General features: G+C 43.9%; 9 protein-coding genes. 3 read left to right on the plus strand and 6 right to left on the minus strand.

Going from position 1 to position 15,903, the window contains the following annotated elements:
* The 3 genes from QUA24_RS00220 to QUA24_RS00230 form a co-directional block, all read right to left on the minus strand.
* On the minus strand, positions 1-1,295 hold a 1,295-nt coding region (locus tag QUA24_RS00220), incomplete at its 3' end, for a tetratricopeptide repeat protein (protein WP_333226300.1).
* Positions 1,296-2,624: a P-loop NTPase fold protein gene (locus QUA24_RS00225; RefSeq protein WP_333226302.1), complete on the minus strand. Its 1,329-nt coding sequence runs from the start codon at positions 2,622-2,624 to the stop codon at positions 1,296-1,298.
* 384 nt (positions 2,625-3,008) lie between these two features.
* Entirely contained in the window at positions 3,009-3,806 is a 798-nt protein-coding gene (locus QUA24_RS00230; protein WP_333226304.1) for a cation diffusion facilitator family transporter, read from the minus strand.
* A 55-nt stretch (positions 3,807-3,861) separates the two neighbouring features.
* Between QUA24_RS00230 and hpsU the strand changes: the two genes are divergently transcribed.
* Positions 3,862-4,539: a hormogonium polysaccharide biosynthesis acetyltransferase HpsU gene (hpsU, locus tag QUA24_RS00235; RefSeq protein ID WP_333226306.1), complete on the plus strand. Its 678-nt coding sequence runs from the start codon at positions 3,862-3,864 to the stop codon at positions 4,537-4,539.
* A gap of 19 nt (positions 4,540-4,558) precedes the next feature.
* Here the strand turns inward: hpsU and QUA24_RS00240 are convergent, their stop codons facing one another.
* Both QUA24_RS00240 and QUA24_RS00245 read right to left on the minus strand, forming a co-directional pair.
* On the minus strand, positions 4,559-5,887 hold the full coding sequence (locus QUA24_RS00240) for a response regulator (RefSeq protein WP_333226308.1): 1,329 nt from the start codon (positions 5,885-5,887) through the stop codon (positions 4,559-4,561).
* A gap of 5 nt (positions 5,888-5,892) precedes the next feature.
* Complete coding sequence (locus tag QUA24_RS00245) at positions 5,893-11,499, minus strand: PAS domain S-box protein (protein ID WP_333226310.1); 5,607 nt, start codon at positions 11,497-11,499, stop codon at positions 5,893-5,895.
* A gap of 970 nt (positions 11,500-12,469) precedes the next feature.
* Between QUA24_RS00245 and QUA24_RS00250 the strand changes: the two genes are divergently transcribed.
* Together QUA24_RS00250 and QUA24_RS00255 are read left to right on the plus strand one after the other, a co-directional pair.
* On the plus strand, positions 12,470-13,981 hold the full coding sequence (locus QUA24_RS00250) for a mechanosensitive ion channel domain-containing protein (RefSeq protein ID WP_333226312.1): 1,512 nt from the start codon (positions 12,470-12,472) through the stop codon (positions 13,979-13,981).
* Between the two features lie 10 nt (positions 13,982-13,991).
* Entirely contained in the window at positions 13,992-15,128 is a 1,137-nt protein-coding gene (locus QUA24_RS00255; protein ID WP_333226314.1) for a flagellar assembly protein H, read from the plus strand.
* A gap of 86 nt (positions 15,129-15,214) precedes the next feature.
* Here QUA24_RS00255 and QUA24_RS00260 read toward each other — a convergent pair whose 3' ends face one another.
* On the minus strand, positions 15,215-15,823 hold the full coding sequence (locus tag QUA24_RS00260) for a TetR/AcrR family transcriptional regulator (protein WP_333226316.1): 609 nt from the start codon (positions 15,821-15,823) through the stop codon (positions 15,215-15,217).
* Between the last annotated feature and the right edge of the window lie 80 nt (positions 15,824-15,903).

Genomic DNA, 15,903 nt, shown 5'->3' on the forward strand with positions numbered 1-15,903 from the left:
AAATATCCGATCGCCAGTTCGATATTCTGTGCTTTATCTCCCCTGATTCTGTTACGGTAGGCTTCTCCCAGATTATTTTGCGTCATTGCCCAATCTTGGGGAAAAGCCTCGCGGGTGTAGACGGTTAATGCAGCAGTGAAATATCCGATTGCCATTTCGATATTCTCTGCTTTCTCTCCCCTAATTCTGTTAGAGTAGGCAACTCCCAGATTATTTTGCGTCATTGCCCAATCTTGGGGAAAAGCCTCGCGGGTGTAGACGGTTAATGCAGCAGTGTAAAATGCGATCGCCCTTTCCAGGTTACTCGCACGATCGCCTTGAGGATATTGTTGGTAAATATCCCCCAGCCGCCCCAAAGCAGCCGCCTCTCGTAGGCGATCTTTCAAATTCCTAGCAATTTCTAAAGACTGCTGATAGGGATCAAATACCCGTTCCCACAATCCTAAGTCACGGTAAATATCACCTAACTGTAACAAAGTGTCAGATTGCGCCTGGGGTAAGTTCAATTTTTCTTGTAAGGCAAGTGACTTGTCAAAGAAATGAATTGCCCGATCGATCTCCTGTGAATAATCCTGTGCTTGGCGCGTCTTTACCCGATTTGCATAAGCATTAGCAACTCGATTGTATACGGTTGCTAATGCAGGAGTTTCCCTAGCTTGTTTCTCCAGATTTTCAACCTGTTCTAACAGTTCATCTAGGGGTAAACTCAGTCTTCTCTCTGGATCAATCAGCAGAGAACTTTCCCCAGTCGTGTTAACCACACCCGTTTCTGGCACCGCAGGCGACACAAATCGAAATACGCCACTGCGCCAACTCCAAAAATCCCGCGCTTCCAGACTCAAGCGACTCAGAATATTTGGTGTTACCCAAAGTACGATCGGAAAAGGAAACTCCCGCAACCCCTCCCGCGTCCATTGCAAATAGCCGAAAAAACGCCTTAACTCGGACTTATGGTTAGAGTCAGCTTGTGACACACTATCCCTCAAAGCCTCCGTTCCCGTTACAGTAATTGCGGCTGATGCGTGGGGCGCTTTTAACTCTGGGCGATCGTTGACAAGTTGCTCCAAGGCCGCTCTCAGGCTAGGTTCTTTTTGATTCAAAACCACGCGATAACTGGGGATATGGCCAGCAAGTTCTGCCTCGTAACGATTAATAATCTGGGTTTGAAAATCTCCCGGTTTACAGGAGGCAATCAACAATGACAATACACCTTGACTTGCTTCAATTAAAGAGACAAGACGATCGTAACTATCCTCATTGATCGATTGATTGTCCACGATCTCACTGTTGAGCATTTACCCCTCCGATCCAATTAGTCCACGCCGCTGCAATATTTCCCGAACTACTGGATGCACTCCAAACCACAAATCGTCGTTGCGATATTCTAAGATGTAGAGCGTGTGCAATAAATCTAGGAAATCCTGATTCATCCCATCTTCGGGTAAATAATTTTCGTACACCTCCACTAGAATTTGATAGCGGTTTTTTCCCAGGGGCTCTGTTAAATCAATCCGATATTCTTTAATAGCGTTTTTCAAAATCTCAGACGTAATTATCAAATCTTGCTTGTCTGGTGTGCGGCGTAACTGCTTCAAACATAACCCACAGCACTGACTAGCCAAACGAATAAATTCTCGCAATGCACCACCACTTTTGACGATCATCATCTGAGTTGCTTCCGGTTCAATCAACTCCTTGGGGATTCGCTTGTAAAGAATTTCCTCAAATAGTTTTACCGCTTCTGGGACAGGAGAGGCATTTGGAACTCTATCTTCTCCACGCGGAAACAACTTTGTCGCCCACATGGATTGAATCTTATTATTAGTGGCATTCTGAATAATTCCTCGCAACGACAGATCTCGTGTCGCTGCCATTGGCATTGTATAAATAATCCTAAATTGAGGCTGAAATAAGGCACTAATATTATTTCTATAAACACGATCGACAATCTCTAGATCGAGTTTATCAAGATCATCAATCACGACCATAATTTCTTTTCCGCACCCCGCTTGAATCGCACTAGCGATATCGTTAATAGTATCAACCAAGTCGGATATGCGTCTCGAAAACTCAATCGTAATTTCCTCACGAATCACAGAGTTGGCTTTCAAAGTTGCTTTAAACTTGGCCAATAACTTCACAAACAAAGCATTTACACCCGCTTCTCCACTCGTTTCTAGCTCAATGCTAGAATCAACTGAACTTCCCTCTGTTCGAGTATGTTTACTAAACCACTGATAAAAAGCTTTTTTTGTTTTAGAACCGATTCTGATCTGGCGTTCTTCTGCTGCTTCCATAAGCTTTACTGCCATAGCAAACAAAATGTTGACATGATTCACATCTGACATTTCAACCACGTCAGAGATTGAAAAGAACACTACAAAGTAGCGATTCTGCGTGTTCTGGCAAAATTGAGCCAGCAATGTCGATTTGCCTGACCCAAGATGCCCCGTAAAAATGATTTTGTTGTCTGCTGAGCAATCTTCAACCAAATGATCCAATTCTTCTAAAATCTCTGTGCCATATTCCACATGAAATTTATTCAGTTGCTGTGGGGTGGTCAAAGGAAGTAACGGAAGATTCTGGAAGGCTTTTTGGAAGGATTCCAGCCGGTTGTTGGTCATAGGGAATATATATGGACTATAACTCTTAGTTTATCACAATTCCCTGTAATCTCACCCCTCTACTGCTAATTATTGGCTTTTCCTTTCCGGTCTCTGCCAACTGTGCCGCTACTTTCTTGAAACTTGCAGAAACCCCCACCAAATCCAGCCGTTCTGAGTTTCCTGTCAAATCTGAGTTTCTTCACCGTTGAGGCAATTCAGCAGGGTGTGAATTAATGGCAGATAGGCTTGAGCGCGGTTTTATTTTATTGGGAGGAGTTGTCAATAACACCAATATTTATCTTATCATAATTAGGGGAAGGTTCTCCAGCTCACTTCACAAAACTTGGATTTTTTACCGCAGATGGTGGCAGATCTACGCAGATAGACGCAGATGAAGAGATGTTATTTAATAAGTTCTTCGAGGGATGGAAAAAGCAATTTTTCTGCACTCAGTTTTTCGCAATCACAAGGCTGTTGACTTGCGGATATAGCTGATACTTTTCCCAGCAGCAATTGGATGCTTTCTATTAGCAGCGGTAGAGTTAATAAAATAATTGATGCTGATACCAGCAAGCTAATCAAGCCGTCAGCCCAATTCCAGTGTAGCCACGCTACGGCGATCGCAGCTATAATTACTCCAACCGATGAAAATATGTCGGCGACTGCGTGCAGAAAGGCGCTTTTGAGATTCAAGTCGCCGTGACAGCAGGAATGCAAGCAACAAGCATTAATCGAGTTGATGCTTAAACCGACTATGGCGGTAATTAACATCGGGAGCCCTTCTACTTCGGGGGTTGGGGACTGCAAACGGCCGATAGACTCGGCGGCAATCCACAGGGCGATCGCTACTAAACTGATACTATTAATTAAAGCAGCAATGATTTCTCCTCGTTCAGGGATTGACGATTGTGCGATCGTACAATCTACGGATTTACTTTTGCGTTTGACTGAGGAGTACCAAGTCGCTGTCAAAGTTATTGCTAAAGCTGCTACATCTGAAAAAACGTGACCCGCATCTGCTAATAGGGACAAACTATGAGAATTAAGTGCGGCGATTAACTCTGCTACAAAAAAGCTGCTAAGCAGTACCAATGCTGTTTGTAAAAGTCGCACTTTGCCAATTCTGGGATTTGTATTCTCGCATTGTGCGATATCCTTGGCGTTTTCCGAGTCAAAATTGTCCCTAACTAGAAATGTCATGCAGCAGTCCTTAAGGTTAAACTCGATTTTAAATTAAACATTAAATTAACTATCAATGACCGATTATATACCAAATCCCCACCAAGATCCGGAAAAATTGATCGCAAATTCCCCAAGTTCTCAAATAAACGATCGTCCAATTAGCGACAATCACGCAAATACTTTGACAGGCGAATCTTTGGTTGATTTGCGCCGCTACGATCAATCAAAGTTCGATCGAGGAAAGCCTACTTGGGTAATTTTGGTTTGGTGGTTCGTGCAGGGGATCGCATTTCCTCTCACTCCACACCCTTTTAATCGCATCAGAAGCGGCTTGCTGCGGTTATTTGGAGCGAAAATAGGTCGGGGTGTGATCATTCGCCCCACCGCTCGTTTTACCTATCCTTGGAAAATTGCAATCGGCGATTACAGTTGGGTCGGAGATGATGTTGTATTGTACAGTCTCGATCGAATTGCGATCGGCAAACACTGCGTCCTTTCTCAAAAAAGCTACCTCTGCACCGGCACTCATAACCCTCACGACCCAGCCTTTGGCTTAATCACAGCACCTGTGATCATCAATAACGGCGTTTGGATTGCCGCCGACTGCTTCATTGGCCCTGGTGTAGAAATCGGTGCTAACGCTTTAATCGGAGCTCGCAGCAGCGTCTTTAAAAATATGCCAGCTAGCTTTGTTTGCACGGGAACACCTTGCCGTCCCCGCTATCAGCGAGAAATTAACCAAAGTTCGTAAGAGACATTGTACCGGGAAACTAAGCAGCTTTACAAGCTTGCTGCCGAATAGGAATTTCAATAACGAATTCTATTCCCTTTCCTAATCCAGGCTGGCAGTATAATCTGCCACCATGCTTTTCAACAATAATTTGGTAACTGATAGATAACCCCAACCCAGTTCCTTTACCGATAGGTTTGGTGGTAAAAAAAGGGTCAAATACTTTCTGTTGTAAAGTTTCGCAAACTCCCCGACCATTGTCACTAATATGAATAGCAACCCAATTCTCGTGAATTACTTTTGTAGAAATTTGAATGCGGTTCGGGTGTTGTTTGATTTCTGCAAACGAACGCTGCTGATTAGATTCATCTAAAGCATCAATGGCATTGGAAATAATATTCATGAACACTTGATTTAATTGCCCAGCATGGCATTCTACTGGTGGAATATGACCGTAATTTTTTATTATTTCAATCTCAGGATGCTCTGGTTTTGATTTTAAACGATGATGCAGGATGGTGAGTGTACTATCAATTCCTTCATGAATATTTACTGCTTTCACGTCTGCCTCATCGAGGCGAGAAAAGATTCGCATAGACTTGACAATCTCTTGAATGCGCTGCGTTCCTAAGTTGATTGAGTTAAGAACTTTTATAAAATCTTCCTCCACAAATTCTAGTTCTATTTCATCCATAGCTGCTTGAATTCGAGGGGTGGGGTTTACATAATCTTCTTGATAGAGGTGTATAATATTTAGTAAGTTATGAGCGTACTCTTGGGCATAACCCAGATTGCCAGAGATGAAATTTATAGGGTTATTTATTTCATGAGCAATCCCAGCCGCCATTTGCCCTAAGCCGGACATTTTTTCGCTTTGGATTAACTTAAGCTGCATTTGTTGTAAATCATCGTAGGCTTGGCTGACTTCTCTAACTTTTTCCTCCAATAAGATGTTTTTTTCTTCTAATTTATCAGCAAGAACATGAAGCTTTAAATGCAGCTTGACGCGAGCTAATACTTCCTCCTGTTGGAAAGGTTTGGTAATATAATCTACAGCCCCAAGCTTAAACCCCTCAACTTTATTAGCCGTATCCGAGAGCGCAGTCATAAATATAATGGGAATCTGTTTAGTTTCTGGATTAGCCTGTAATCGACGACAGGTTTCAAATCCATCAATTTCTGGCATCATGACATCTAACAAGATTAGATCGGGGAGAGCATATTTGACTCGCTCTAGTGCCATTTTGCCAGATTTGGCAACCCGAATTTCAAATCCTTCTTGGCTTAAGGCATCAGATAAGACACCCAAGTTAGCTGAATTGTCATCAACTATAAGAATCGTACCATTTGCTTGAGTTTCTGAATTCATAAACCTTACTTGTAGGACTCAATAAACGTTAAAATCTCTTCGTCTTGAAAGTCCTTTGCCATCTGATGCAATCTTTTAGCAAAGGGAATATATTGGGGATCTATTTCTTCAAGTAATACCGCCTGCTTAACTATTTCTAGGAAATTTCCTTTCATAGCCAGTTCGTATAGAATTTCCATTTCTTTAGCTGGCGGGGCAATTAGCTCATCGGTGTCTGAGCCGATCGCCAGGGGATCTTCATTAGCTTCATAAACCCATTCTAAATCAAGATACTGTTGTAATTTTTGCAGGAGTTCCGTGGCTTGAACAGGTTTGGGAATAAAAGAGTTGCCTCCTGCTTCTAAACTTCTGTATTGATCGGCTTCAAATACGCTGGCAGAAGAGACAATAATGATGATGTCTTTGAAGTTGTCCGATTCTCTAACCCGCTTAATTAGCTCGAAGCCATCTAGTTCGGGCATTAGTAAGTCGGTAACGATTAAATCTGGCTGTACCTCCAGAATTTTTTCCCAGCCTTCCTCCCCATCGTTTGCTTCAGACACCTCAAAGCCTAGCGGACTGAGCAAATTGCTAACTACGGAACGGTTAGCCCATTTGTCATCAATAACCACAATCTTAGGCTGGCGGTCTTTGATGCCGATAATCTGGCCGCGATGGTCAATTTGAGAAGTTTTCACCCATTCATCGGCTTGAGATAGATTGACATCAAACCAGAAAATACTGCCAACATTCATCTCACTTTGAACCTGAATGGTACTGCCCATTAGTTCTACAATCCTTTGGCTAATTGCCAGTCCTAATCCCGTACCTTCCGTCTGCCGCCTGCGATCTCCTACCTGCTCGAAGGGCTGAAAGATAGCTTGGAGTTGATCTTGGGCAATGCCGGTACCTGTATCGCGTATTTCAAAGCGAATTTTTTCTTCTGTGGCAAAGCTGACTATAAAAGTAACAGCACCCTCATCCGTAAATTTAATAGCGTTACTTAAAAGATTAATTAACACTTGTCGCAAGCGTTTTTCATCCGCATGAATACCGATCGGGAGTTCGGGGCTTGATGGAAAATGAAACTGAATTCCCTTTAGTTCAGCTCGGATACGACACATTTCTGCGACACCTTGCAGGAACGCCGGGAAATGAAAATCGGTGGGCATTAGTTCCACTTTCTGTGCTTCAATCTTCGACAAATCGAGAATATCATTGATTAACGTCAGTAAATGGGAACCGCACTGATAAATGACATCAATGCGCGATCGCTCTTCTTCATTCAAGACTTTGGAACGCTGAAGAATCTGCGCGTACCCCATGATGCCATTAAGCGGAGTCCGCAACTCGTGGCTCATGTTAGCAAGGAATTCACTTTTGGCCCGACTAGCTGCTTCTGCGGCTTCCCTTGCTTTTGCTTGTACGATTTCTGCTTGTTTGCGATCGTGGATATCGGTGCAAGTGCCAATCCACTCCCGGAGGCTGCCATCTTCATTTAGAATTGGCACCCCTCTAGCTTGAAAATAACGATAGTTTCCATCCGCTCCGCAGAGTCGTAATTCCATGTCATACAGGCTGTTCGTTTGCGCTGCTTCCATCCACACCTGAGCCGTTTGTTCGCGATCTTCCGGGTGAATTGCATCTAACCAGCCAAAACCAACCACCTCAGCTTCACTTTGTCCGGTGTAAGCTCTCAGAGTCGGTGTATCTGGGCATCTTCCTTCAGCATCCGCTGTCCAGACAATTTGGGACGTAGCAGCGATTAGCGATCGATAGCGTTCTTCGCTTTGTTTGATAGCATCTTCGGCTTGTTTGCGATCGTGGATATCGGTGCAAGTGCCAACCCACTCCCGGATGTTGCCCTCTTCATCGAGAATTGGTACTCCCCTACCTTGAAAATAACGATAGTTTCCATCGGCTCCCCGGATTCGATATTCTATGTCATACACGCTTCTCGTTGTCACTGCTTCCATCCAGACCTGATTCGTTCGTTCGCGATCGTCCGGGTGAATCGCATCTAGCCAACCAAAACCAAGCGCCTCAGCTTCGGTTTGTCCGGTGTAAGCTCTCCAACTCGGCATATCTGGACATCTTCCTTCAACATCCGCTGTCCAGGCAATTTGGGACGTGGCAACGATTAGCGATCGATAGCGTTCTTCGCTTTGTTTGATAGCATTTTCGGCTTGTTTGCGATCGTGGATATCATTGCAAGTACCAATCCACTCGCGGATGTTGCCATTTTGATCCACAATTGGCACTCCCCTACCTTGAAAATAACGATAGTTTCCATCCGTTCTCCGGATTCGATATTCTATGTCAAACAGGCTTTTTGTTTGCACTGCTTCCATCCAGGCCTGACTCGTTCGTTCCCGATCGTCTGGATAAATTGGATCTAACCAGCCAAAACCAAGCACTTCAGCTTCAGTTTGCCCGGTGTAAGCTCTCCAACTCTGTAGATCCGTGCCTTTTCCTTCAGCATCAGTTGCCCAGACGATTTGGGATGTCGCGACCATTAGCGATCGATAGCGTTCTTCGCTTTGTTTGATCGCATCTTCCGCTTGTTTGCGATCATGAATATCGATGGAAGTGCCAACCCACTCCCGGATGCTGCCATCTTCATTCAGAATTGGCACCGCTCTAGCTTGAAAATAACGATAGTTTCCATCCGCTCCCCGGATTCGATATTCTATTTCATACAGGGTTTTCGTTTCCACTGCTTGCATCCACACCTGATTCGTTCGTTCGCGATCGTCCGGGTGAATTGCATCTAACCAGCCAAAACCAACCACTTCGTCTACGGTTTGTCCAGTGTAAGCTCTGAAAGTTGGTATATCTGGGCATCTTCCTTCTGCATCCGTTATCCAGACCATTTGGGACGTAGCAGCGATTAGCGAACGATAGCGTTCTTCGCTTTGTTTTAGTGCATCTTCGGCTTGTTTGCGATCGGTAATATCTCGCACCACAGATAACGCATACAGCTTGTCATCCTGCCAATAGGGGGTTGCTGTAACTTCCACATCAATGCACTTGTTATCCTTGTGGACATCAATGGCATGACAGAAGAACTGCTTACCTGCCTTCACAGTTTCTAAGAAGTCCACAAATAGGTGGTAACTATCTGGGTGTATGAAGCCTCCAGGTGGTAGTTGAGCGAACTCCTCATAAGTGTAGCCGTGGATTCTGGCTTGCGCCGGATTGATGGCGACTACTTTTCCGGTTTCTAGTTCTGTGATGATAATGCCATCGTTCACCGACTCAAAAATACTGCGATACTGAGTTTCTTTATGTCGCAACGCTTCTTCCGCTTGTTTGCGATCGCTAATATCTCGTGTTGTGGCGATGATGCCCAGGATATTACCATCAGCATCCCGCCAAGGAGCCTTGGTAGTGAAAAAGGTCGCGGTGGTTTCACCATGAAAGACATCTTCCTCGTAAGTCTCAGTGATTCCTGTTGCCATGATTTGACGATCTTTTACCATCATTTCACTGGCAGTGTTAGGCGACAGTAATTCCAAATCATCTTTGCCGATGATTTCCTCAATTGGCTTGCCTATGAAGTTTGCCAAATTGGAGTTAAGCGCAACATGACGACCTTCCCGATCTTTAACGACAATGAAGTCTGGTGTACTTTCCAAAATTGACTTGAGCAGTGCATTACGATCGCGCAACTCTGCTTCCATTTGTTTGCGATCGTTAATGTTTCGTGCTATGGCGATCAGGCCGAGAATATTGCCATGAGCGTCCCGCCAAGGGGCTTTTGTGGTTAAAAAAGAAGTGTTCTCTTTACCATTGAAAACATCTTCTTCGTAGCTTTCAGTAATGCCTGCTTCCATGATCTGGCGGTCTTTTTCCATTATTGCAATGGCGGCAGCAGGGGGAAGGAGTTCCGAATCATCTTTACCGATAATTTCCTCAATTGGTCTACCGTAAAAGGATTTTGCCACAAAGGAATTAAGGGCAATATATCGGCCTTCCCGGTCTTTAACCACAATTATGTCTGGCGTACTTTCCAAAATAGAACTCAGCAAGACGTTGCGATCGCGCAGCGCAGCTTGCTGTTCGCGCAGAGCTTCTTCAGCTTGTTTGCGATCGGTAATATCTGTATTAGCCCCAATCCATTCCCGAATTGAACCATCCGCATTCAGTAGTGGTATACCACGACAACTCATGTACCGATATTCGCCGTCATAGCGGCGCATACGTAATTCATATTCATAGAGCGAGCGATTGGCCACGGCAGCCGACCATATACTAGCAACATGAGCGCGATCATCTGGGTGCATGGCATCTAGCCAGCCCCATCCTTTATACTCCTCAAATGTCTGTCCTGTAAATGCACCTAAAGTAGGTTGTTCGTTTGCCAATTCGCCATCAGCATTACCGATCCAAATAATTTGAGCGGTAGCTTCAATTAAAGAACGAAATCGCTCTTCATTTTGTTTGAGGACATCTTCTGCGTTTTTGCGATCGCGAATATCCCGCGTAATAGTGGCAATCCCTACCGGTTCATTAGTCTCTGGATGTCTAATCAAAAATAGGGTGTAATCTACCAGGATGGGTTGACCTGTCTGGAAATGTCTGAAGCGGAAATCACTCCGCCAACTTCCCTCTTGCATCAGCGCAGGCAGAATAGATTGCTGTACCAAATCCAAATCTTCTGCCATAAAGAAGTCGGTAAGGTGTTTGGTTCTGGCTTCCCCCAAACTACTGAGTCCCACCAAATCCAGACCCGCCTGATTCACCAGTATAGGGCGCCCCTCCATGGAGGCCACGCCAATAAAGTCACGGCTATTCTCGATCGTGGTAGCGAGCAATTGCCGTTCTTCCTCTGCTTTTTTGCGATCGCTAATATCCCGCACAATAGTGGAAATAAACTCGACTTCACCCGCTTCGGTTTTGTGGACGATCAAAACCTGGGAGACTGGAATTTCTTCCCCATCCCGTGACAAAAATAGGATTTCACCAGCCCACCTACCCTCTCGCAAGGCGGTGGGAATTATTTCGTTGTGGAACTTTGCTTTTGCTGAGGCAGCTAATACAGAATCTATAGTAAACGGAGATCGTGCTTCCTCTGGGGACATCCCCAGCATTTCCTGTCCGGCTTTGTTGAGATAGACACTATGCCCAGTCACATCCACAACTCCTACTAAATCGGAAGTTGCTTCCAAAATTGCCGTCAGTCGTGCCTGCTTTTGTTCTGCCCGCTTGCGAGCGCTAATTTCAATTACAATCCCACCAACACCAAAAATGATGCCATTTTCATCCCGCAAAGGATAGTAAGATGCTTCCCAGTAGCGGATGATGCCTGGTTCTTTCGCCGTTTCACCCACTATTTCACACTCAAGTATCGGCTGGCCCGTATCCAGAATGCCTTGCAGCATCGGTTCCAGAGTCGGAGCCAATTCTGGCAGCATTTCAGGCAGCGACCGACCAATATAGTCTGCCACACAAATGCCATCGATCTCTGCCAGAACTTCGTTTATTTGGACATACCGAAGTTGGCGGTCAAAAATCACCATTCCGGCGTTGGCACCTGCAAAAAAAGCGTCGAAGTGAGCCTGTCGCAATACCTGTGCTGTTGTGCTCTCTTGCTGTGGTGGTTTGGTTTTCTCTGGTGGGAATTTGCTCATGTTGGCTCGTGCATTTCAGCTTTTATTCTAGAACTTCTGTCCAATGGGGCGATTGCAAGGTTTTCGTTGCCTCCAATTTGGGTAATGAAGAAAACGTTTAGTAGGACCACCATTAGGCTTGGAATCTGCGATATATGTATCCCTTACGACACTATTTCCCTTAATTCTTCGGATGTATCGCCAAGTATTTCTATTTCTCATTCTCATCAATTCTATTGCTAATCAATCCTATTGGTAGAACATTGGTGACAACTTAAGCTAGGGAAGCATTGGTCAATCAGCAAATATGCTCAGCATTTACTTAGATTTGGGCGATCGAGCAATCATGGCGATCGCCATATTTATGCCCGCCCACCCCGAAATCGCCAATTTTCCACTCCTAAATAAGCAGTATTTTCAGTAAATTTACGGATTGACAAATGGGATTAAATTATATTTTGTTCCCCATGTCAGTAGAATGCCAAGTATTCTTGGAACGTTATCAATTTTAGCTAGATGCGTTAAATTTTCATTTAGATATACACAAGAGGGACGCAACTGGCAGAGTAATAGCAATATCTCTCCCACCAGTCAAAATCATTGTAATACTTGGATATTTGACTTGTCCACTTAAATAGTCATTGAATAATCCCTGCTTAAGTTGATAACGGGACTTCAAAAAAAAATAGTGTAGAGTATGATAAACTCGAATCGAGTTAATGTTGACTAAAGTTAGTAGAGCGATCGCTTTAACAATAGATGAGTCGGCTCTCGGATCGCGAAAAAGTGGCACACTAACCGCAGGCCTGCGAAGACCAGGTATCCGAAAAATTGGAAAGAGGGATAACTGCGTATTATGAGGAACCACATCTCTATCTAACAACTTCACTTTTTTACTCTAAAAACAGGTTAAAATTTATGATAACGATCTCACTATTGTATTTTAATATTGGGTACTGAGAACTTTATTTTTTACTATTTTCCTAAAAAAATGACCACACAAAAAACCTTGTTGCCTGAATTTAAATTGAATACAATCCCCGAAGAAGTATTGACACAGATATCGCAAATATTTACAGCTACCCTATTTAAAATAGGTGAAAATCCAGTATCGTTGCAGTCACTGGTGGAACTGATTGTATTGTTTATGGCTATCCTTGTCATAGCACGCTCTTTTACAAACTTTCTTAAGGAACGCTTGCTAGTCAGACTGGGAATTGACGAGGGAAACCGGGAAGCGATCGCAGTAATTATTGGGTATTTGATAGTAGCTTTGGGGGTGATAGTCGCCATCCAAAGCATCGGTTTCAACCTCGCTTCTTTTGCAGTAGTTGCGGGGGGACTGGGAGTCGGAATTGGCTTCGGAATCCAAGATTTAACAACTAATTTTGTCAGCGGCTTAACGCTGCTTTTAGACAGACCTGTGAAAGTCGGAGACTTTGTGGAATTAGAAGGATTAATGGGAATCGTCAAAAAGATCTCGATTCGATCTACCATCCTCCAAACCACTGAGGACTCAAGCGTCATAGTTCCCAACAGCAAAATGATTAGCAACAAAATTGTTAACTGGAGTTACGAAAACTCCCTACTCTGTCTGCGAGTTCCCGTAGAAGTAGCGGAGAATAGTAACCCGCTGTTAGTGACAGAAACTCTGTTAAATATTGCTTACAAAGAAGCAGGAGTTTTGTACGAACCGAATCCGAAAGTATTGTTTGTCGAGTTTGGTGATGATAGTTTTAAATTTGAACTTTTAGTTTGGACTGACAAGCCGACTGAAAGAGAAATAATTAAAAGTTCTTTAAATTTTGCAATTGAATACAATTTTCGCCACCAAAAGATAGAATTTCCGTTCAATGACAGAGAAATTTATTTGCAAAACCCCGAAGTTTTGTTGTCAATGTTCAACAAAAAAGAAACTGCAATTGACCTCCCGAACAGTTACTTGGAAAATGAGCAAAAACCGCCATTTTTTGCAGAGAAACTGAAAAAGCCATCGTCGCTTAGCTGTTTGCTGCGAGAGGTGGAATACTTTGAAAATCTGACTGATCTGGAATTGCGGCAATTGATTGAAGTTGGATACCGCAAACGGCTGCGATCGCAAGAATATTTGTTTCACGAAAACGACCCCGGAGATGCTTTTTACATGATTCTTTCAGGTTCAGTAGAAGTTTTTGTAGAAGCTATTAACAAACATCTGAATAACCTCGGTACTGGTCAGTTTTTCGGGGAACTTTCTTTGATGTTGGGAATCCCCAGAACTGCTTCGGTAAGAGCTTTGGAAGAAACAATTTTATTTGCCATCAATAAAGAAGGTTTCCAGAAGGTTTTAACTGAACGACCGGATTTATCTGAACAGATTATTCAAGAAATAGTCAAACACAAAGAAGAACTCAGCGAGAGACAGCAATTATTGCGAGAAATGGAATTGGTAGATGCAGCAGAAGAGGATGAAAATCCTGTAGAATGGGTGAGAAAACGGCTAAAAAATCTATTTAGCGTTTGAAATAATTTCTATGACGCGATTTATTCACGATCTCTTTGCCAAAGAATTTCTGGAAGAGTTGCTGTCCCCGATTGGAACGGTGAATATCGGCCGCGATGTGGCTTCCGAAGTTCGAGAAATCGATGTTTATTTCACTCCCAGCACCGCAATTCCCGAATACTCAGAAACCCTGGGATTGTTGGGGAAAATGGCAAACACAATTGCAATTTTTGAACCGTTTCGCAATCCTGCCAACGTCAGCGAAATTTGTAGCTGTCTAGGCAAGTTATTGGACGTGCGAGGTGAATTGGAGCGAAAATTTAGGAGAGAAAATACTCGCTATGATGACGCTCAGTTACCAAAACTGTGGATTTTGATGCCGACAGCATCGAAAGCATTGGTAGATAGCTTTAATGCGATACCAGACACAGAGAACTGGATGCAGGGAATTTATTTTTTGGGTGAATCTTTGCGAACTGCAATTGTGGCGATTCACCAGTTGCCAGAAACTCCAGACACCCTGTGGTTGAGGATTTTGGGCAAAGGGGGAGTGCAGCAAAGGGCTATTTCCCAATTAAGCGCTTTAGCAACAGACGATGCGTTGCGGACGATCGCGCTAGAATTGCTGTATCGGTTACAATCAAATTTAGTAACCGATGCGCCACAAGAATTAGAGCCAGAAGAGCGGGAGTTAATTATGGCCATTGCACCACTTTTTCAACAACAAATACAAGCAGCACAGCAACAAGCTAGAGAAGAAGGACTAGAACAGGGACTAGAAGAAGGACTAGAACGAGGACTAGAACGAGGCAGACAAGAACAACAGCGCTTAATCTTAGAAAACTTTCTGCAAGTTAGATTTGGAGAATTAAGTCCAAAAATGACAGTTTTTCTATCTCCAATATCAAAGTTGGCTGCGGCGGAATTTACAGTGTTGTTGCTGGCAATATCGATGCTGACCGTTGATGAATCGGGGCGGGAATCAGCAGTGAAATTGTTAGCTGAAAGTGTCTTGCAAATACGATCGCCTGAATTGGGCGATCTTCTGCCTGCAGCAGTTACTAATTTATTTGCATTGCCTCTGGCAGAATTGACATTGTTTGTAGAACAACTGCCGCAGTTATCTGCGGAGGAATTGAGGGACAGGTTAGGAAAAACACCTGAATAGAACCTGCGATCGCAGCCATAAAGGGATCTCGCTCTTTATGGCTGCGATCGCTCTCAAATAAAATTCCTAAATTTTGTCGATCGCACTTAGGAATTGGACTGCGGGCCTAAAATCAAGTGCAGCAGACCATCGATCAGTCGATCGCGATCCATTGGGATAATCTCTTTACCGTGCATCATATGCTGCATTAACTGAAAATATACCAAAGCTCCGATAAAAATCCGCGCAGTTGCCTCGGGGTCGGGCAATTGTAACTCTGGATGCGATGCCAAATAATCCGCTAGCCGCTCGATACCCGGTTTAGCTAAGTTTTTCACAAAAGTCTGCGCTAGCTGGGGAAAACGCCCTGATTCCGCAATCACTAACCTCACAAAATTGAGATATTCTGGTTCCTGGGTCGCCTGATCCAATATAGTTGTGGCAGCGAATCGCAACGCTACGGCCGGTTCTTCATCCAGAACTGTAAAATGGACTTTTTCTCGCGCCAGCCGCTGTACCAAAGCCGCGAATAATCCTTCTTTATCTGTAAAATAGCTGTAAACCGTGGCTTTGGAAACTCCGCCCGTCTTCGCTACCTTGTCCATACTCGTCCCCGCGTAGCCGTGGGCTAAAAATTCTTGCATCGCACCTTGCAGGATTTGCTCGGTTTTGTCACTTGCTGCTGCGTCTGGTTCGATCGGTTTTGTCCTTGCCATACCTTGCTTCTGTAATTTTTATTTGGGATCTTGACATTATTATACTGAACGGTTTAGTATTAAAACATATCAGAACTAAA

Origin of the sequence: Microcoleus sp. Pol12B5, assembly GCF_036701335.1 — a bacterium.
In the GTDB taxonomy this organism is placed as follows: Bacteria; Cyanobacteriota; Cyanobacteriia; order Cyanobacteriales; family Microcoleaceae; genus Microcoleus.